The 17,666-nt window shown below is 66.5% G+C and carries 22 protein-coding genes and 2 tRNA genes; 8 read left to right on the top strand and 16 right to left on the bottom strand.

What is annotated here, in order from left to right:
• Together pstA and pstB are read left to right on the top strand one after the other, a co-directional pair.
• Nucleotides 1-1,104 carry a phosphate ABC transporter permease PstA gene (pstA, locus tag FBY39_RS09220; protein WP_141932025.1) on the top strand — a complete coding sequence of 368 codons (1,104 nt, stop codon included), beginning with the start codon at nucleotides 1-3 and terminating at the stop codon, nucleotides 1,102-1,104.
• 39 nt (nucleotides 1,105-1,143) lie between these two features.
• Nucleotides 1,144-1,923, top strand: coding sequence for a phosphate ABC transporter ATP-binding protein PstB (gene pstB, locus FBY39_RS09215; protein WP_141932024.1), 780 nt, complete (start codon nucleotides 1,144-1,146; stop codon nucleotides 1,921-1,923).
• A gap of 21 nt (nucleotides 1,924-1,944) precedes the next feature.
• On the opposite strand, the gene FBY39_RS09210 is transcribed toward pstB, so the two are convergent.
• The 6 genes from FBY39_RS09210 to sigK all read right to left on the bottom strand — a co-directional run bounded on the left by FBY39_RS09210 (nucleotide 1,945) and on the right by sigK (nucleotide 6,082).
• Complete coding sequence (locus FBY39_RS09210) at nucleotides 1,945-2,832, bottom strand: aminodeoxychorismate lyase (RefSeq protein WP_141932023.1); 888 nt, start codon at nucleotides 2,830-2,832, stop codon at nucleotides 1,945-1,947.
• 199 nt (nucleotides 2,833-3,031) lie between these two features.
• Entirely contained in the window at nucleotides 3,032-3,667 is a 636-nt protein-coding gene (locus FBY39_RS09205; protein WP_141932022.1) for a DNA-directed RNA polymerase subunit beta, read from the bottom strand.
• Between the two features lie 54 nt (nucleotides 3,668-3,721).
• Entirely contained in the window at nucleotides 3,722-4,129 is a 408-nt protein-coding gene (locus FBY39_RS09200; protein WP_141932021.1) for a VOC family protein, read from the bottom strand.
• A 47-nt stretch (nucleotides 4,130-4,176) separates the two neighbouring features.
• Nucleotides 4,177-4,524 (bottom strand): helix-turn-helix transcriptional regulator, encoded by a 348-nt coding sequence (locus FBY39_RS09195; RefSeq protein ID WP_141934057.1) that lies wholly within the window; start codon nucleotides 4,522-4,524, stop codon nucleotides 4,177-4,179.
• A gap of 80 nt (nucleotides 4,525-4,604) precedes the next feature.
• Nucleotides 4,605-5,495 carry an anti-sigma factor domain-containing protein gene (locus FBY39_RS09190; protein WP_141932020.1) on the bottom strand — a complete coding sequence of 297 codons (891 nt, stop codon included), beginning with the start codon at nucleotides 5,493-5,495 and terminating at the stop codon, nucleotides 4,605-4,607.
• Nucleotides 5,492-6,082 (bottom strand): ECF RNA polymerase sigma factor SigK, encoded by a 591-nt coding sequence (gene sigK / locus FBY39_RS09185; RefSeq protein ID WP_141932019.1) that lies wholly within the window; start codon nucleotides 6,080-6,082, stop codon nucleotides 5,492-5,494. Before sigK ends, FBY39_RS09190 begins: the two co-directional genes overlap by 4 nt.
• A 203-nt stretch (nucleotides 6,083-6,285) precedes the next feature.
• Between sigK and FBY39_RS09180 the strand changes: the two genes are divergently transcribed.
• A complete protein-coding gene (locus FBY39_RS09180; RefSeq protein ID WP_141932018.1) occupies nucleotides 6,286-6,948 on the top strand; it encodes a fasciclin domain-containing protein in 663 nt (220 codons plus the stop codon).
• 127 nt (nucleotides 6,949-7,075) lie between these two features.
• Nucleotides 7,076-7,151 (top strand) — tRNA-Lys (locus FBY39_RS09175).
• An 8-nt stretch (nucleotides 7,152-7,159) separates the two neighbouring features.
• Here the strand turns inward: FBY39_RS09175 and FBY39_RS09170 are convergent.
• From FBY39_RS09170 to FBY39_RS16845, 7 genes are all read right to left on the bottom strand, one after another.
• Complete coding sequence (locus FBY39_RS09170) at nucleotides 7,160-8,041, bottom strand: serine hydrolase (RefSeq protein WP_141932017.1); 882 nt, start codon at nucleotides 8,039-8,041, stop codon at nucleotides 7,160-7,162.
• Nucleotides 8,028-8,654: a serine hydrolase gene (locus tag FBY39_RS09165; protein ID WP_141932016.1), complete on the bottom strand. Its 627-nt coding sequence runs from the start codon at nucleotides 8,652-8,654 to the stop codon at nucleotides 8,028-8,030. Before FBY39_RS09165 ends, FBY39_RS09170 begins: the two co-directional genes overlap by 14 nt.
• 130 nt (nucleotides 8,655-8,784) lie before the next feature.
• The gene (locus tag FBY39_RS09160; RefSeq protein WP_141932015.1) at nucleotides 8,785-9,237 is read right to left on the bottom strand and encodes a GNAT family N-acetyltransferase; all 453 of its coding nucleotides are present in this window, start codon (nucleotides 9,235-9,237) and stop codon (nucleotides 8,785-8,787) included.
• On the bottom strand, nucleotides 9,234-9,812 hold the full coding sequence (locus tag FBY39_RS09155; RefSeq protein ID WP_141932014.1) for an isochorismatase family protein: 579 nt from the start codon (nucleotides 9,810-9,812) through the stop codon (nucleotides 9,234-9,236). Before FBY39_RS09155 ends, FBY39_RS09160 begins: the two co-directional genes overlap by 4 nt.
• Nucleotides 9,809-12,109, bottom strand: a complete 2,301-nt coding sequence (locus FBY39_RS09150) for an efflux RND transporter permease subunit (RefSeq protein WP_141932013.1) — start codon at nucleotides 12,107-12,109, stop codon at nucleotides 9,809-9,811. The genes FBY39_RS09155 and FBY39_RS09150 overlap by 4 nt, the downstream gene beginning before the upstream one ends.
• Before the next feature lie 32 nt (nucleotides 12,110-12,141).
• On the bottom strand, nucleotides 12,142-12,537 hold the full coding sequence (locus FBY39_RS09145) for a hypothetical protein (protein ID WP_260837507.1): 396 nt from the start codon (nucleotides 12,535-12,537) through the stop codon (nucleotides 12,142-12,144).
• Between the two features lie 196 nt (nucleotides 12,538-12,733).
• Nucleotides 12,734-12,862 carry a hypothetical protein gene (locus FBY39_RS16845; protein WP_396652299.1) on the bottom strand — a complete coding sequence of 43 codons (129 nt, stop codon included), beginning with the start codon at nucleotides 12,860-12,862 and terminating at the stop codon, nucleotides 12,734-12,736.
• A 188-nt stretch (nucleotides 12,863-13,050) separates the two neighbouring features.
• On the opposite strand from FBY39_RS16845, the gene FBY39_RS09140 reads away from it, so the two are divergent.
• The 4 genes from FBY39_RS09140 to FBY39_RS09125 all read left to right on the top strand — a co-directional run bounded on the left by FBY39_RS09140 (nucleotide 13,051) and on the right by FBY39_RS09125 (nucleotide 14,746).
• On the top strand, nucleotides 13,051-13,524 hold the full coding sequence (locus tag FBY39_RS09140; RefSeq protein ID WP_141932012.1) for a hypothetical protein: 474 nt from the start codon (nucleotides 13,051-13,053) through the stop codon (nucleotides 13,522-13,524).
• Between the two features lie 118 nt (nucleotides 13,525-13,642).
• Nucleotides 13,643-14,107: a hypothetical protein gene (locus FBY39_RS09135; protein ID WP_141932011.1), complete on the top strand. Its 465-nt coding sequence runs from the start codon at nucleotides 13,643-13,645 to the stop codon at nucleotides 14,105-14,107.
• Nucleotides 14,108-14,166: 59 nt separating this feature from the next.
• A complete protein-coding gene (locus FBY39_RS09130) occupies nucleotides 14,167-14,472 on the top strand; it encodes a hypothetical protein (RefSeq protein ID WP_141932010.1) in 306 nt (101 codons plus the stop codon).
• A gap of 10 nt (nucleotides 14,473-14,482) precedes the next feature.
• Nucleotides 14,483-14,746 carry a hypothetical protein gene (locus FBY39_RS09125; RefSeq protein WP_141932009.1) on the top strand — a complete coding sequence of 88 codons (264 nt, stop codon included), beginning with the start codon at nucleotides 14,483-14,485 and terminating at the stop codon, nucleotides 14,744-14,746.
• Nucleotides 14,747-14,782: 36 nt separating this feature from the next.
• Here FBY39_RS09125 and FBY39_RS09120 read toward each other — a convergent pair.
• From FBY39_RS09120 to FBY39_RS09110, 3 genes are all read right to left on the bottom strand, one after another.
• A protein-coding gene (locus FBY39_RS09120; protein ID WP_141932008.1) for an IS3 family transposase occupies nucleotides 14,783-16,035 on the bottom strand; the annotation gives its coding sequence in 2 pieces (ribosomal slippage) (nucleotides 14,783-15,753 and nucleotides 15,753-16,035; 1,254 coding nt in all).
• A 581-nt stretch (nucleotides 16,036-16,616) separates the two neighbouring features.
• Nucleotides 16,617-17,375: a hypothetical protein gene (locus tag FBY39_RS09115; protein WP_141932007.1), complete on the bottom strand. Its 759-nt coding sequence runs from the start codon at nucleotides 17,373-17,375 to the stop codon at nucleotides 16,617-16,619.
• A 194-nt stretch (nucleotides 17,376-17,569) separates the two neighbouring features.
• A tRNA-Thr gene (locus tag FBY39_RS09110) sits at nucleotides 17,570-17,645 on the bottom strand.
• Nucleotides 17,646-17,666: the final 21 nt, after the last annotated feature.

Here is a 17,666-nt window from a genome sequence, read left to right as displayed (position 1 = left end):
ATGACCCTCACCTCCACTCCCGTCGAGCCGACCTCCGGCCTCACCCGCGAGCACCTTTCCCTCACGTCGGGACGCCTGCCGAAGTGGGCCCCGTGGGCCATCCTCGGTGTGAGCATCGGCCTCAGCCTCATCGCGTTCGGCGTCCTCGCCGTGGTCGAGAGCAACACGATCAACGTCGCCGGCGTGGCCGTCGTCGGAGCACTCCTCTACCTCGTGCTCATCACCGTCATCTCGAGCCTCGTCGAGGGCCGCCGGAAGGGCGTCGACCGCCTTGTGACCGGCGTGGTCAGCGCGGCGTTCCTCATCGCGATGGTCCCGCTCGTCTCGGTGGCGTGGACCGTCGTCGCCAACGGCGTCGCGGGGATCTCTGCCGAGTTCTTCACGAGCTCCATGCGCAACGTCGTCGGCGAGGGCGGCGGAGCGCTCCACGCCATCGTCGGGACGCTGCTCATCACGCTCGCTGCAGCCGTCATCTCGATCCCCATCGGCCTGTTCACCGCGATCTATCTGGTCGAGTACGGCGCAGGCAAGAAGCTCGCCAGCGGGATCACCTTCCTCGTCGACGTCATGACCGGCATCCCCTCGATCGTCGCGGGTCTTTTCGCGTACGCCCTGTTCGCCCTCTTCTTCGGCCCCGGCATCCGCATGGGCATCATGGGCTCTGTCGCCCTCGCCGTACTGATGATCCCCGTTGTCGTGCGCTCGAGCGAGGAGATGCTCCGCCTCGTGCCGAACGAGCTCCGCGAGGCCTCCTACGCACTCGGTGTGCCGAAGTGGCTCACGATCAGCAAGGTGGTCCTCCCCACGGCGATCGCGGGCATCACGACAGGCGTCATGCTGTCGATCTCTCGTGTCATCGGCGAGACGGCACCACTGCTGCTGACAGCGGGCGTGACGGCATCCATGAACTACGACCTCTTCAACGGGCGAATGATGACGCTTCCCGTCTTCGCCTACTCGCAGTACATGAACCAGGGCATTCCCGCCTCGGCATACATCGATCGGGCATGGGCCGCTGCGCTCGTCCTCATCGTCATCGTCATGGCGCTGAACCTCGTCGCGCGACTCGTCGCGAAGGTCTTCGCCCCGAAGCTCGGCCGCTGAGGCCCCACCCACTCTCACCCGAAAGAACCAGAGGACCCCGTGTCAAAAAGCATCGAAGTCAACGACCTCAATGTCTACTACAGTGACTTCCTCGCCGTAGAGGGCGTCTCGCTCGACATCGAGCCGCGCAGTGTGACGGCCTTCATCGGCCCGTCCGGATGCGGCAAGTCGACCTTCCTGCGCACGCTCAACCGCATGCACGAGGTCATTCCGGGAGCCCGCGTCGAAGGCAGCGTGCTGCTCGACGGCGACGATCTTTACGGCGCGAACGTCGACCCCGTGCTGGTCCGCCGCCAAGTCGGCATGGTCTTCCAGCGCCCGAACCCGTTCCCGACGATGTCGATCAAGGAGAACGTGCTGGCGGGCGTCAAGCTCAACAACAAGCGCATCTCGAAGTCCGACGCCGACGCGCTCGTCGAAACGTCCCTCAAGGGCGCGAACCTCTGGAACGAGGTCAAGGATCGCCTCGACAAGCCGGGGTCCGGCCTCTCAGGCGGACAGCAGCAGCGTCTGTGCATCGCGCGTGCCATCGCCGTCTCCCCCGAGGTCATCCTGATGGACGAGCCGTGCTCGGCTCTCGACCCGATCTCGACCTACGCGATCGAAGAGCTCATCGGCGAACTGAAGAACGACTACACCGTCGTCATCGTGACGCACAACATGCAGCAGGCCTCGCGCGTGAGCGACAAGACGGCGTTCTTCAACATCGCCGGCACCGGCAAGCCGGGCAAGCTCATCGAATACGACGACACGAAGACGATCTTCACGACGCCGTCGGTTCAGGCGACCGAAGACTACGTCTCCGGTCGATTCGGGTGACCGTCCGCACCTGACCCGGAGTCAGGTGCGGGGTGACAACAGATAGCGGTTGAACGACGCCGTCAGGCCGCGATCGACACGCAGTTCTCTGCCGTCGATCGCCGATACCGGTGCTGCGAGCCGAACGCTGGACACGAGCCACGCGGCATCCGCGGTTGTGAGATCCGCCACGGGGATCGTTTCGTAGGCCGTCTCGTAACCACCCTCGCGCAGGTGCTCGAAGAGGCTCAGCTGCGTCGTCCCGTGCAGGATGCCGCCGTTCGGCGCCGGAGTGACGAACCGGCGGCCCTGCTGCAGGATGAGGGAGGCCGTCGGAGCCTCGAGCACGAAACCGTCCGTCGTGAGGAAGATCGCGTCGTCCGCCCCGCGACGCTTCGCCTCACGGATCGCCGCCATGTTGACGGCGTACGACAGCGTCTTCGCCCCGAGCAGCAGCCACGGTGCACGGCCGGGAACGTCGCTGCCGTACCCGCGGTCGAGCGTGACGACGCGCACTCCGCGCTCACGGACCGCCGTATTGTCGGGCGCTTCGGCCGCGGTGACCCACGACGTCGGTGCCGGCCCGTGCTCGACTCCTCGGCTGAGAATGAGCTTGATGACGCCCTCCCCTCGTGGCGGGCACTGTGCGGCCGCCAGCACGACGGCCTGCCGCCACTGCTCACGGTTCGGGCGCGGCAGATCGCAGATGTCGGCCGAGTGCGCGAGACGGTCGAGGTGCGCCGCGACTTCTTGCGCGTGCCCGTCGACGACGCCGATCGATTCGAAGATGCCGTCGCCGCGCTGCGTGCTCAACTCCCCCACGCTCAGTGCGGGTGCAGACGGATCGATCTCGCGGAAGGTGTCGGCGAAGTCGATGCGACGATCATCGGATGCCGCGGGGACGATCACGAGCGCGAAACGCCAAGTCATGTCCCGAGCCTAGATGCTGATATCCGTCGCCTCGGGAATGCCTCACGGCACAGGTCCGTTATTATGGAACGGCCGGGCCGCAGTAACCCCGGGCTCCATCATCTGCCGCTACGAGCGGCTCCGCGCCGAGAGGCGTTCTGCGGCCCGGCATCTTCTTTTTCCCCGGTGCTCCGCCGCCGAAGGTCGTCAAGCACCGCCGTCAAGTGAGGCCGTCCCGGCGCCAGAGCGCGGCTGCCGCGGCAAGATCGCCCGCGTATGTCGACAAGCGGAGAGCCCGCGTCGTGAGCGTCGAAGCGCGCTCGGGCTCCGTCGCTTCGTAATCGTCGGCGAGGTGCGTCGAGCCGGATGCCTGCACGCGGCAGAAGGCCGCCGCGCGATCGAGTGCCACCGCGAAGTCCCCCTCGAACAGGCCCCTCAGGATCATGTCGATGAGCGCGACGAGTTCGTCCGGACCCGCGGGCACGGGCGCACCCGCGACGACGGGATCGACGGAATCGAGCTCGAGGCGCCCGCGCTCGTACAGGAGGGCCGCCGTCTGGGGATCGTCGTGGATCATCAACTGCAGCAGGTACAGACGCCAGAGAGCGCCGGGGAGAGTCTTCGCCGGCGACCTCGACCACAGCTCGGCGATGTCATCGATGCCGTGGTCGTCGGTGAAAGCGATGAGGCGGTCGACGACCTCGCCCGACGGGTCCTCTCGCACCCGGGCGAGCAGCGCATGAGCCGTCGAATGGGCGATGCGCGAGACCTCGGCCGGGTCCTCGGCGGCGAAGAGCCGGTCGAACAGCTCGGCGGGGCGCCGGACGGGCTTATGGAAGTCGCGGGCGTCACTCATTCGAACCAGGCTACCCGCGGACGCCGCCCCCGGCGCGGGCCTCGACAGCCGGGATCACACCTGGTTGATGCGGATGTGGTTGCCGGCAGGGTCGCGGAACGCGCAGTCGCGGGGTCCCCAGTCCTGAGCGATCGGCTCCTGCAGCACTTCGGCTCCCGACGCTCGGAGCCGCTCGAACGTCGCATCGAGATCGTCCGTCGAGAAGACGTAGGGCCCCGGAGCCGAGCCCTTCACGACGAGCCGCTCCAGCGCCTCGCCGTCCTCGGGTGATCGGCCGGCTTGCGGGTTGGACAGGACCACCGCGAGTCCGGCCTGCTGCGGAAGGCCGAAGCTGACCCAGCGATGGCTTTCGTACGAGACGTCGTTGACGATCTCGAGGCCGAGGCCGTCGCGATAGAACGGGATCGCCGCGTCGACGTCGTCGACGGTGATGGGACAGAAGGCGAGGGAGATGGTCGTCATGGGGCAACGCTACGACCGCTGACTCTCCGCCGCTTCTCCGATCCTGCTCAGACGTAACGGGCGGGCCGCGTGAGGATCCGCGCGATGCACAGTGGCATTGCTTCGGCTGCCTCATGCGGACGTGAACGGTAGGCGCTCGGCGTTTCGCCGACGATCTCGGTGAACGACGAGCTGAACGAGCCCAGAGACGTCGCTCCGACCGCCATACACGCATCCGTGACGCTCGAACCAGCCCGCAGCAACGCCATCGCCCGCTCGATGCGTCGCGTCATGAGGTAGCCGTACGGGGTTTCCCCGTACGCAGCCTTGAACTCTCGCGAGAAGTGGGCCGGCGACATGAGTGCCTTCGCCGCGAGCGTCGGCACATCCAGTGGCTGCGCGTACCCACGGTCCATCAGATCGCGTGCACGTCGCAAATGCACGAGAGTCTGGATGTGTTGCGACGCGGATGCCACGCCTTCACGTTACCCGCGGGTCAGACGGTGGGAATCGCGACGATCGGCTCGGTCGTCGGTGCGCCCGTCTCAGACCCTCCGGCCTGCTCGACGGTGACGGCGATCGTGTCACCCGCCTCTACGGCACCGTCCAGCAACGTCGTGGTCGTCGGGCCCGCGGCCTCGAACGTGCCCGCCGAGACGGGGGTACCGTCTTCGCGGACGAACCACATCTCGAAAGTTTCACCGCTCGCGACGGTCGGCAGGCCATCGGTCACGAGGACGACCTTGCCCAGCGACGGCGACCAGTACGCCGTCGCACTGCCGCTTCCGTCGACGAGCTCGACAGTGGCCGACTCGGCATCCGGCGCGTTCTCGATCTCATCGAGAGCGACGACTGCCGCCGGGCGATTCACCCACTCGTTGAGATTGACGGCGCCGAATCCCAGTGCGACCAGGATCACCAGCGATGCCGCGAGGCCGAAGAGCCCGCGAGTCCAGCGACCTCGAGAGACGGCTTGGATCGCCGTCGTGTCGAGAGGCGGCTCCCCCGCCGCATCGTTCTGTCCCGTATCCGCGACCCGCGCGTCGAAGAGTCCCTGGCCGACGTCTCCCGTGGTCTGGGCAGGCTCGGCGGGACGTTCGGGTGCGTCGGGGATCATCGCGATCGGCGCAGGTGCGTCGGCCACCGCGGCATCGGTGTCTTGCGGGAGCGTCGCGATCCTGGACAGAAGCGTGCCGCGAAGAGCGAGCGGGGGTGCCTCGGCGGGAACGGAGTCCGCGAGCACGGCTGCCGTGGCGGCATCCATGTCGACGATGCCCTGCCACTCCGGGTTCTCGGCGAGAGCCGCCTCGAACGCCTGACGATCCTCGTCGGAGAGCGCGTTCAGGGCAGCGCCGGCGGCGAGTTCGGCGAACTCTTCGATGTTCACGTCGTCACCCCCATCTCTGTGCGCAGGCGGGAGAGCCCGTCGCGCATCCTCGTCTTTATCGTCCCCAGCGGTACTCCCACGAGTGCCGCGATTTCGCTCTGACTGTATCCGCCGTAGTACGCGAGAGTCAGAGCCTCGCGCTGGGCTTCGGGGAGGGTCGAGAGCGCCCCCGCGACCTTCCGACCCTCGACTCGCAGCTCCACCTGCTCGGCCACGCTGTCATGCGCGACATCGAGATCCCGGAAGCCCACGCGTACGTCACGATCGCTGCTCGCCTGTGACGCCCGCACGCGGTCGACAGCTCGGCGATGTGCGATCGTGAGCACCCACGATCTTCCTTGACCCTTGTTCGGAGCGAACCGAGAGGCGGATTGCCAGATCTCGAGGAAGACTTCTTGCAGCACCTCTTCGCTCTGCGATCGATCGACGAGGACGCGAAGGATGAGACCGAAGACACGGCCCGAAAGCATGTCATAGAGGCGGGCGAAGGCCCGCTGCTCACCTTGCGCGATGCGCTCGAGAAGGATGCCGACATGGTCGATCGGCGCGGAGTCGCCTTCAGACACCTCCAGCCCGTCGATCACCATCCCTCCAGCATGCCCTACTCTCCCCCCTCTTCTGACGCGCGCGCGAGGCGAGGCGCGAACCGGAGGCTCCACCGCCGCTCAACGGAACGAATTCTCATCCGTTCCAATCCGATCCCCCGAGGGCGTCGAAGAAGCCTCGTACACCGCATCACGGCGGTAAGACACAGCGAAGTCCCTCGGGACTCAGACATTCGGAGGAAGTCATGCTCAGCACAACCAAGAAGGTCACGGCCGGCGTCGCACTCGCTTTCGTCGCCGCATTCACGCTCTCCGCCTGCGCCGGTGGATCCTCGTCGGCACCGTCGGAAGAGTCGTCGGCCCCCATGACCGAAGAGACCACCCCCGCCATGGAAGAAGACATGGACATGGACATGGCGAGCCTCGTCGGCCCCGGCTGCGCCGCCTACGCCGAGCAGGTTCCCTCGGGCGACGGATCGATCGAAGGCATGGCCCTCGACCCGGTCGCGACCGCGGCATCCAACAACCCGCTCCTGACGACGCTCGTCTCGGCGGTGTCGGGTGAGCTCAACCCGAACGTCAACCTCGTCGACACCCTCAACGGCAGCGAGTTCACCGTCTTCGCACCCGTGGACGAGGCTTTCGCGAAGATCGACGCCGCAACGATCGAGACCCTGAAGACCGACTCTGACCTTCTGACGTCGATCCTCACGTACCACGTCGTCCCCGGCCAGATCGACCCCGCTGACATCGCCGGCACGCACACCACGGTCCAGGGCGGCGACGTCGAGGTCTCCGGTTCGACCGATGCCCTCATGGTCAACGACGCGAGCGTCATCTGCGGTGGCGTCAAGACCGCCAACGCGACGGTCTACCTCATCGACACGGTGCTCATGCCCGCGATGTGACGACTGTCGACGCCGCCTGACGGGTGGCGGTAAGCGGCGAAGCCGCCGGTGCTGACCTGGAAGTCCTCGCACCGGCGGCTTCGTCGTGTGCGCGCGACGATGTTCCGTCGAAGTAGGCTTGTCACAGGGGCCTCTAGCTCAGTCGGTAGAGCATCGGACTTTTAATCCGCGGGTCGTGGGTTCGAGCCCCACGGGGCCCACCATCTTGCGCCTACTCGCGCGTTTCTGAGGGGATCCGCAGATCTGAAGGCGACCACCGAGCATCCGCCCTCAGAATCGCGGATCTCCTCAGGTGCGCGATCCCGCCGGCCGCCAGCAGGACGGCGGCAACGGACAGAGGGACGAGAAGCCCGCCCGTCGTTCCACCGGACTCCGCCAGAGCCGCGCCACCGCCCTCGGGAGCGGGTGTCGGAGGGGCGGGGGTCGGGTTCGGCGCACTCGCGACGAGCAGACGCAGGATGGCGTTCGCGAGCTGCACGTGGATGCCCGTCCGGTTGAACATCGTCGTGACGCCGATCCCCATCGTCGGCGCGAGGAGCGTATCGGTGCTCGTGCCGGCCGTGCCGCCGTTCTTGTACGCCGTCGGAACCGGGATGTCTTCCGAGGGCCCATAGAGCTGCCAGGCGAGGCCCATCTGGAACGATGCCGGAGCGCAGCTGTCCAGCGACGTGGTCGCGCACGCGGTGGTGATGGCGCTGACGGGCCGTACCGTCTCCGCCATCGTGCGCACTCCGAGCGGCGCATCCGGCGCCGGATAGTCGAGGTGCCTCGCCACCATCGTCCCCATGTCTTCGGCGCTCGAGATGAGGCCGCCTCCCCCGCTGAAGGCGTTGGTGTTGTCCCATCGGAACGTCGGGACACCGCTGGCGGAGTAGGGCGTGGCAGGGTTCGTGTCGGGGGTTTCCAGCACGGTCGAGCTCAGGCCGAGCGAGTCGAGGAACGCGGTGTCCAGCGCCCGTTGGAACGGTGGCGGATCCGACATCGGCACGTCGGGAACGAGGAGGTTCGACAGGATGGTGCCGAGCAGCCCGAAGCCGAAGTCCGAGTAGAGGAAATTCGTTCCCGGCTGCCATGGCAGCTCAAGTCCTCCCACCGCCTCCCACAGGAGCGTCTACGTGTAGCCCGGCCGCCAGTTCTCGCAGACGACCGCGGCATCCGGGCATCCCCGCTCGGCGTTCGCCGGATCGTCGGGCAGACCCGCCTGATGGGTGGCAAGATGCCCCAGAGTGATCGGGGTGCGCTCTCCGGTCGGCAGGGTCGACGTACTCCGGCACCACGTAGCCGTCCGGCGAGTAGGCCTGCACCTGGTCATCGAGCGACACGCGCCCCGAGGCGACGAGGAATGCCAGAAGGTCGGCCGTGAAGATCTTCGTCTCCGACCCCAACTCGAACTGCGTCGACGAGACGACCGGCGTCGGGGACTCCAACTCCGGGACACCGTCGACGTAGTACGTGACCGAGGGGCCCGTTCCGAGCGGATGCGGCGTCACGACGGCGACCGAGATCCCCGGGATTCCATACTCGCGCCGGTAGTCGACCATCATGGTCTGGATCTGCCGCTCGAGCTCGGGCGTCAGGTGGACGACGCCGACGGATGCCGCATCGGCCGCCTCGACAGGCGTCGTCGCGCTCAGCGAGAGGGTGACGAGCGCCGCGATGAACGCCGCAGACCTTCGGGGGTGACGTCGCGGGGAGCGCGTAGGCACGGCTGTCGTCCTCCATCCGGGGCGGAGCGGAGATGCGACTGCGTCACCAGATCCTCCCGTCAGTCAAGGGCAACGAGACTTCCCTGTCAACGAATCGGGAGTCGCCCGAACCGTGAGCCGCAGCTCGGGCTCAGGCCAGGTCGATCTCGTAGTGGACGAATCCGGTGTCGGTCGCGACGGCGTCGTACAGGGCGCGAGCGGTCGCATTGTGCGACTGGGTGAGCCAGTAGACCTTCGCGCACGCCGCCGCGCGCGCCCACGTCGTCACGTGTGCGATGAGACTCCGGCCTGCGCCGGTTCCTCGCGCCTCCGGCGAGACGAACAGGTCCTCGAGGTAGCAGTACGGGCCCTCCGACCACGTGCTCGCGTGCGTCAGCCAATGCACGAAGCCGACCGCCCTCCCCTCGTCGTCACGCGCGATCGCGCCGTGGACGACGTCGTCGGGGTCGGTGATCCGGGCGAACGTCAGGGCCGTCTGCTCGGCGCTCAGATCCGTCTCGTAGAACTCGAGGTACCCGAGCCACAGCGGCAGCCAGTCGTCGCGGTCGGCATCGACGAGCCGCTCGATCCGCACGCCGCTCACGCGCCCGACTCCGTCAGCTCGGCGCCCGCGTGGGCGAGCTCCGCGAGCGCTGCCTCACTCGACTCCGGCGCGACGCCCGCGACGAGGTCGGTGAAGATCCGCACCTTGCGCCCGTGCGCGATCGCGTCGAGCGCGGAGGCGCGCACGCAATAGTCCGTCGCGATTCCGGTCACGTCGATCTCGAGGACGCCGTGCTCTTCCAGGAGGTGCGCAACGGTGATGCCGTCGTCCGTCATGCCCTCGAAGAGGCTGTAGGCGGGCACGCCCTGACCCTTCTTGACGTGGTGGGTGACGGCATCCGTCGTCAGGCCGGGGTCGTACTCGGCCCCCTCCGTACCGCTGACGCAGTGCACGGGCCACGAATCGACGTAGTCGGGTTCGGGGTGAAAGTGCCCGCCGTTGTCGGTGTGCCCGTGGTGCCAGTCACGCGAGGCCACGATGACGGCGTAGTCGCCGGCATGCGCCTCGAGATGGCGCGTGATCGCGACCGCGACGGCGTCGCCTCCTGTCACGCCGAGTGCGCCGCCTTCAGTGAAATCGTTCTGTACGTCGACGATGAACAGTGCCTTGCTCATGATTCGAGCGTACGCCGGTACTCACCGCGCGTGAGGGGGCGTCCGCCGTCGGTCACGAGATCGGGGTCTGTCGCGTCGGGAATCGCGGGCGGCTGTTCGGGACCGGAAACGGGCTGCGGCGAGCGCGAGAGCTTTGAGGGCCACCAGATCGCCCGGCCGATGTCGTACGACAGGGCGGGCACGAGAAGCGAGCGCACGACGAACGTGTCGAGCAGAACACCGAACGCGACGATGAACGCGATCTGCGCGAGGAACAGGATCGGGATGACTCCCAGGGCCGCGAACGTCGCGGCGAGCACGAGACCCGCCGACGTGATGACGCCGCCCGTTGCAACGAGACCTCGCAGGATGCCGCGACGCGTGCCGTGCAGGATCGACTCCTCCCGCACGCGCGACATGAGGAAGATGTTGTAGTCGATGCCGAGGGCGACGAGGAAGACGAATCCGTAGAGCGGAACGGCGGGGTCGGCGCCCGGGAACTGGAAGATGCCGTTGAAGACGAGCGCCGAGACGCCGAGCGCCGTTCCGAACGACACGATGACCGTCAGGATCAGGATCACCGGCGCGACGACGGCACGGAGGAGCAGCATGAGGATCGCCAGCACGACGATGAGCACGACGGGGATGATGAGTGTCCGGTCTCGGATCGATGTGTCGTTCGTGTCGATGTCGGTCGCCGTCTCACCCCCGACGAGCGCGACGCCCTCGCCGAGAGAGTCGTCGAACGTCGTGCGCAGCTCGCGCACGGTGTCTTCTGCGGCGATCGAGTCCGCGGCATCCGTCAGCGTGCCGATGACGAGGACATCGCCCTCCGAGACGGTCGGCGCCGGGGCCGGGGTTCCCGGCGGACCGGCTGCGGCGAACGTCACCTCGCCGTCCTCGAGCGTCACGGTCGCCTGGCCCGACGGTGAGTCCTCCGAGGCGACGGCGATGGCATCGACACCGTCGGAGGTGTCGAGCGCCTCGACGACCGCCGGCAGCTCGTCCTCCGCGACCACGACGTAGACGGGGCTTCCCGAACCAGCGGGGAAGTGCTCGGCCAGAACGTCCTGCCCGTCGCGCGCCTGCGACGCACCGAGGACGAGATCGCTCGACGGCACCCCATCGGCCTTGAGCTGAGTGATGCCCACGGCACCCGCGAGCAGCACGACGGTGCAGACGATCCACACCGCCCGCGCGTGCCGCGCGACGAAGCGGGCCTGGCGTGGCCAGATGCCCTTCACCGGCACGCTGAGGTCATCCGGAACTTCAGCCATGGCGTGCTTCGGGATGAACGGCCAGAAGGCCGCCTTGCCGGTCAGCGCGAGAAGCGCGGGGAGGAATGTCAGAGCCGACAGCATCGAGAAGACGATGCCGATCGATGCGATGGGCCCGAGTGCACGGTTGGTGGCGAGGTCGGAGAGAAGGAGGCACAGGAGGCCCGCGATGACCGTGCCGCCCGAAGCGAGGATCGGCTCGAACGCCCCTCGCCACGCGCGGATCGTGGCATCCCACCGCTTCTCCCCCATCGCGACGGCTTCGCGATATCTCGCGACGTAGAGGAGTGCGTAGTCGGTCGCGGCGCCGATCACGAGGATGAAGAGGATGCCTTGCACCTGCCCGTTGAGGACGACGATCCCCGCGAACGCGAGCCACCACACCGTGAGCAGCGCGACGCACAGGGCGAAGACGCTCGTGAGGAGAACGAGGACGGGCAGGAGCGGCGATCGGTAGACGATGACGAGGATGACGAAGACGGCGATGAGCGCGACGGCGAGTAGAAGCCCGTCGATGCCGAGGAACCCTGCCACGAGGTCGGCGGTGAAGCCTGCCGGACCGGTGACCCACCCCTCCAGATCACCGGTCAGATCGTCGACGAGGAGCGTCCTGATCTCTCCGACGATCTCGGCGATCTCGCCCTCGGCGTCGATCGGCACGAAGATCTGCGCAGCGAGACCGTCTTCCGAGGCGATCGGCGGCGAGACACCCTCCTGCACCCCGTCTATGCCCGAGATGTCGTCGGCGAGGGTCTGCACCTCGGCGAGTTGGTCGTCGGTGAGCGCCGTATCGGATGCCACGACGACGACTGCCGGAATGCTGTCGTCGCCCAGGAAGTCGGGAAGCCGCTCGTTGACCTGGGTGGCATCCGCGCTCTGCGGGAGGAAGCTCGACCGGTCGTTGCTGGAGACCTCATCGACCTTGCCGAAGTACGGTCCCCCGATGGAACCGCCGACGAGCCAGACGAGGACCAGGATGACGGGGATGCCGATCCGGACCCACCGGCCGGGCGTGCGCGAGGCGTGGTGCGGCTGAACCATCTAGCTAGATTATCTAGCTACATGATTCAGCGCTATCGCATGAAGAGCACCGCGAGGGATGCGCCGGCGGACAGGATCCCGAGGGCGAGCATTCCCATCGAGAGCCAGAAGAAGAGGCGGACGAAAGGCGAACCGCGCGTGAGTCGCACCTTGTCGCGCGTTCCGAGCCTCACGAAAGCGTCCGCGGTCTCGCGCCCTGCGAGCGCACGCACCTGGTCGTGTGTCAGCCGCGCCTGACCGACTCTGCCCTCATTCCCGAACCAGCGGGCGATGCGACCGTGCTCGTCGTCGGCGATGACGATCTGAGCGGCAACCCACGAGCCGTCCGCGATGAGCCCGATGACCGCCACGAGACCGAAAACGACGGCACCACCGAAGCCCGTCCAGGTGAAGATCTCGAGGATCGCATCGATCGCTCGTTCGCTCACGTCGCGGAACCTCCCCACGGATGCGGAAAACGGCCACTTTCGTGGCCGCCTCCGGTTTGGAGCCACCTAAGGGAATCGAACCCCATCCGGCGGCTATCCATCACTGACCTGGTCTTGAAATCTCTCACCGATCATATCCATCGACACCCGCGGAACCGCGCTGCTCGCCAGGCGTCTGTGGGTGAAACGTGGGTGCTCACGCGGCAGTGCGGCGGAGCACGCGATGAGCCGTCACGGCGTCATGCGCCAGTCCTTCGTGCGACGCGGCCGCGCGAGCGAGTAGCACGTAGCAGCGCGCCGGCGTCAGCTTGAGCTGCTCGCGGATGGTCTCTTCCTACGCGCTCGAGTGACGGGGCCAGGTGCGCCCGAAGTCGAGCAGGATCGCAGCAGTAATCGAGAGCCGATCCTGGTCTGACCCTCCGACATTGATGCTCGCGCGGGGTCTGCGCACGCCGATACACTCGGCGAATTGTCGTCCTTGGGGAAGGACGCGTCACGATCAAGGGGAAGTTCATGGCTCATCGATTCAAGTCGGCCGCTCTCGTCACAGCCGTGTCGGTGCTCGTGCTGTCAGGCTGCGCGGGTGTCGATCGCTCCGCCGCTGGCGCCCGGGAGTCGGAAGACGCTCCATCGCCGACAGCCACAGAAGAGGCCCTCCCGACCGTCTCCCTCGAGACGACATGCGGGCTCCTCTTCGGGTCCAATGTGGACGGTCCAGTCACGGAGGCTGCCGACATCATCACCCGGTTCGTCGAGGCACCCGACCTGTCGACCGTGACGGAGGACGAGCTCGACACCACAGTCGGCTCCCTCGACGGGGCGTCACGGAACGCTGATCCCACGATCGTGCCCTACATCGAAGCGCAGTCCGACGTGCTGAACCAGCTCCTCAACGCGCTCAGGACCGGAGAGAACAGCAATCTCGATCTCGTCGACTTCAAAGCGGCCTCGCTCGAGCTTCTCAACCGGTGCGACCCGTATCTGTAGATCACCCACGTTGAGCGTCTGATCGCCCGTGTGCGCCTCATAGACCCACGAAAAGCCCCCACCGCTCCCGAGGTAGGGTGGGGGCTTCGTTCGTGTCGAAGGGGCTACGCTCAACGGCATGAACTCGACGAGGAAGTTGCCGCTGGTCGCCTCGGCACTGGCAGGGCTGCTCCTCATTGCAGGCTGCGGGACGTCCACCCCGGCTACCGAATCACAGCCGGTCAACACGAGTACGCCAAGCTCAGCGGCACCCACTGCCGAATGTCTGCAGGTGGGCGCTGACGTTGCGCCCGCGATAGCCAGCGGAGCAAATGATCTTCCGATCACGCCCACCGGACGTATCGCTGCGGTGAAGGCGCCTGGTCGAGCAGACGCCTACCTGGTCGCAATGGAGTTCGACGCCGCCGGAGGCGACCCGGAAGTCGGCGTCTGGATGACAGCCGCGATCGAAGGCAGTCCCCCGCCGATTGCGGCGGTCGATGGCTTCGCTCAGCAGTTCACTGTATGGCCCGGGACGATCAACGGCGAGGAGCTTTCGATCGTCGAGCCAGGCGCAGAGGACGCGATCGCCTGCCTCGAGTGATGTCGGAGGTGTCGGCGTAACATCGTCCTCCTCGGCCGGAGAAGGGGACCCCGGCCATCTTGACGAAGAACCGTCGATACGAGGCGCACTACGACCGCCTCAACGACGCGCGGATCGCGCAAGCCGCGGAGCGCTCAGCGCCGGTAACGCTCCCGCCGGCGGCGTGGGGGCCGCGCGACGTCGTCTGGGTGCAGACTCCGGTGCCGGTGTGGGCGTGGCTGCAATACGGTGACGGACCCGCCGAGAAGGTGGCATGTCTCGCGCACGGATGGAACGACCGCATCGTCGCCGTCTCATGGGAGACCGGAGCGCTCGGGCGCACAGTGATCGTGTGGCGGCAGGCAGTCACACATCGGGCGCCGTAACCTGGTGTGCATGACTCCCGGCCCTCAACAGGCCCGCGGCTGCATCTTCTGTGGTCAGCGACCGCTCACGTCCGCGCATCTTTTCTCCATCAAGCTGCAAGAGCTGCTCGAGATCGATTCGAAAGACCCGATGCGTCTCGAAGGGTCGTGGCTTGACAATGACTGGAAAGTCCGCGGGCAGGCGCGGGTCATCAACGTGCAACCCGCAAATCAGCAGGTCAAGCGACTTTGCGCGGACTGCAATGGCACATGGATGAACGACTACGAGGAGTGAGTCGCCCCGGCATGTTCGGAGAGCGTTTTGTTGGTGTTAGCCCGCTCGTTCGAGGGGTTCTGTGTGAGCGTAGTCGAGCTGTTCGAGCTCGACGGGTGTCAGGTCGTCGATCGAGCCGTGGGTGCGTTCGGTGTTGAACCACTGCACCCAGTCCGCGGTCGCGACTTCGACCTGATCGACGTCGCGCCAGGGGCCCTCGTGATGGATGAGTTCGGACTTGTAAAGTCCGATCTGTGATTCCGCGAGGGAGTTGTCGTAGGCGTCGCCCACGGACCCGACGGAGGGATCGATGCCCTCGTCGATGAGCCGGTCGGTGAACGCGATCGACGTGTAGACGGACCCGGCGTCGGTGTGATGGGTGAGACCGGCGAATCCGGTGACGCCTTCGCGCCGGCGGGTCCAGAGCGCCATCTCGAGACAGTCCAGAACGAGCGGGGTCGTCATCGAGGTCGCGGCGCGCCAGCCGAGGATGCGGCGGGAGTGCGCGTCGAACACGAACGCGACGTAGACCCACCCGGACCACGTCCAGACATACGTGAAGTCCGCCACCCAGAGCTGGTTCGTGCGGAATCTCGCGAAGTGCCGGTCGACGAGATCAGCTGGTCTGGTCTCCCGCGGGTCCGCATCGACCGGGCGCTTCCGGCGCCCGCGAATCACACCGGCGATCCCGAGGTCGCGCATGAGGCGTTCGACCGTGCAGCGGGCGATATCGTGCCCGTCACGACGGAGCCTCAGCCAGAGTTTCCGGGCGCCGAGGAGCTTTCGCTGCTTCTGCCAGGTGATCAGGATGATCGGCTTCCACCGTTCGTCCGACACCTCCCGGGGGGAGGGGCCGCGCCGTCTCGCGTCGTAGTAGGTCGATGGGGCGATCTTCACGTCATGCTGGGTGAGCACGGCGCAGATCGACTCGACACCCCATCGCAGCCCACCATCACGGCGGTCCTTGTGCGCCTCGATGAAGGCGACTAACGCAGGTGTGGCCGGTCGAGTTCGGCCGCAAAGAAAGTCGAAGCCGCCTTCAATATCTCGTTCGCCCGCCGCAACTCGGCGTTCTCCCGCTTCAGCTTCTTGATCTCGGCCTGCGCGTCGGTCGTGACACCCGGCCGGTCGCCGGCATCGACCTCACGCCGGCGAATCCACGTCCGGATCGTCTCCGGCGAACCGATACCGAGCATCCCCGCCACCGCCGCCATCGCGGCATACTCGCTCGGATAATCGGGCCGCACCTCGGCGACCATACGGACAGCGCGCTCACGAAGCTCACGCGGATACTTACTGGGACGTCCCATAAGACAGATCCTTCCAAGGAATCTGCCCTCCGGACACACCGGGGTGACTCAGAGCGAACCCGGAGCACGGTCGCGGACCTGGCGCTCGGACGGCCCGTGAAACTGACGCGCCAGATGCAACGTGATCTCGCCACCTGGATCTACATCGTCACCTGCCTGCGGGATACCCAGGCCCCCGCGAATCCAGTGATCACGGCTGAAGACAGACAGTTCGTGCGCCGTCGTGGCGTACCCCCGCTGGGCGCACGCGTCTGGCTCGTCAGACTTCGAGAGCACGAGCCATCCGTGCGCTCCAGGCACACCAGCTACTCGAGTCTGCGCGGCGTCGCGGGGCACATCACCTACTTCGCGATGGGCACCGTTGCGTTCGTCGTCGCTAGCTCGTCCGTCGTGAAGCACGTCGAATCCGCGGGGTTTCCTCCCTATACGACCGCGCAGATATGGCCGCCAGATGGAGGTTGGCCGCCAGCCCTGCGGGCCAGCATCGCCTCAGTCCACAATCTCGGAGACACCTTCGCTACCTTCCCAATTCCGCCTCAAAGGCAAGCGCCGCTCTAACACGCAAGCTAGGAGCAGAAACGTCAGGCGACGTCGGCGACGAGCGGTTCTATCGCCTCAGCGATCCCGTGCACGCACTCATAGAGCCGCTCGACCGAGATGGTGCGGCCGAGGTGTGGAAGGTGGAATGCAACCTCGACGGTAACGCCGTGGTCTATCCGCATCGGGGGTAGCTCGCCGTCGCCTCCGCCCGCCTCAAACGGCGCCGGCGTCACAACGACCTGACCATCTGTCAACGCACCGCCTCCTGGAATGTTCACGCGAAACGCGAGCTGCTCCACTCCCTCCAGGCTCACCCTCATCTCAAGGCCGGTGCTACTGACCACCGCGGGGATCATTAGCCGATGCTTGTATGTGTTGTCGACATCTTGCAGATCCGGGAATCGGTCATCACCCGTTCGGTACGGCATCAGCCCGCGCACTGCGTCCCGATGCGCCTGACTAGCGCCACGCAGTGCATTCTTCAGCGCGGCGCCATACCCTTCGGCCTTGTCGGCGATTGGGAAGCACGTGTGTCTACCAGGCGTCCCTCCGTCGATCTCGACGAGTCTCCAAGCAAGCTGATCAAGCGCGCACCTAACGTTGTGGGTAGCCTCCATTGCGAGAAACGCCCACGCCGCGTCCGGCTTCGCACCTATATGGACTCGAGCGGTCTCCGTTCCGGGGATCGGCTCGTGAGCGACCGCTCCTGATGCGAACAGCTCACGGGCGAGAGCAACCAGCTCGTCCACCCTGAGCTTTCCACGCTCCAGAAGGAGATCGATCCCGGTCCGTCCGTCCATCGTCGAATCCAACCACAGGCCAAAGGCCAAAGGCCAAGACGGATCGAAAAGGGCGGTCCGGAATGGTGCTGGCGACCGCCTCGAAGAGGTCACCCGCGCAGCAAGTGTGGGGAAAGCGTGGGCACAGGCCATTTCCTGGGAACACAGAAAGGCCCCGATCCCAGCGTTTCCGCGGGACCGGGGCCTTCTCATCTTGGAGCCACCTAAGGGAATCGAACCCTTGACCTATTCATTACGAGTGAATCGCTCTGCCGTCTGAGCTAAGGTGGCGCGCGCCGCGTGAGCGATGCA

The organism is Microbacterium sp. SLBN-146 (genome assembly GCF_006715145.1).
GTDB lineage: Bacteria > Actinomycetota > Actinomycetes > Actinomycetales > Microbacteriaceae > Microbacterium.
Note: the sequence above shows the minus strand (reverse complement) of the source record. Positions and strands in the feature narration are given on the sequence as shown.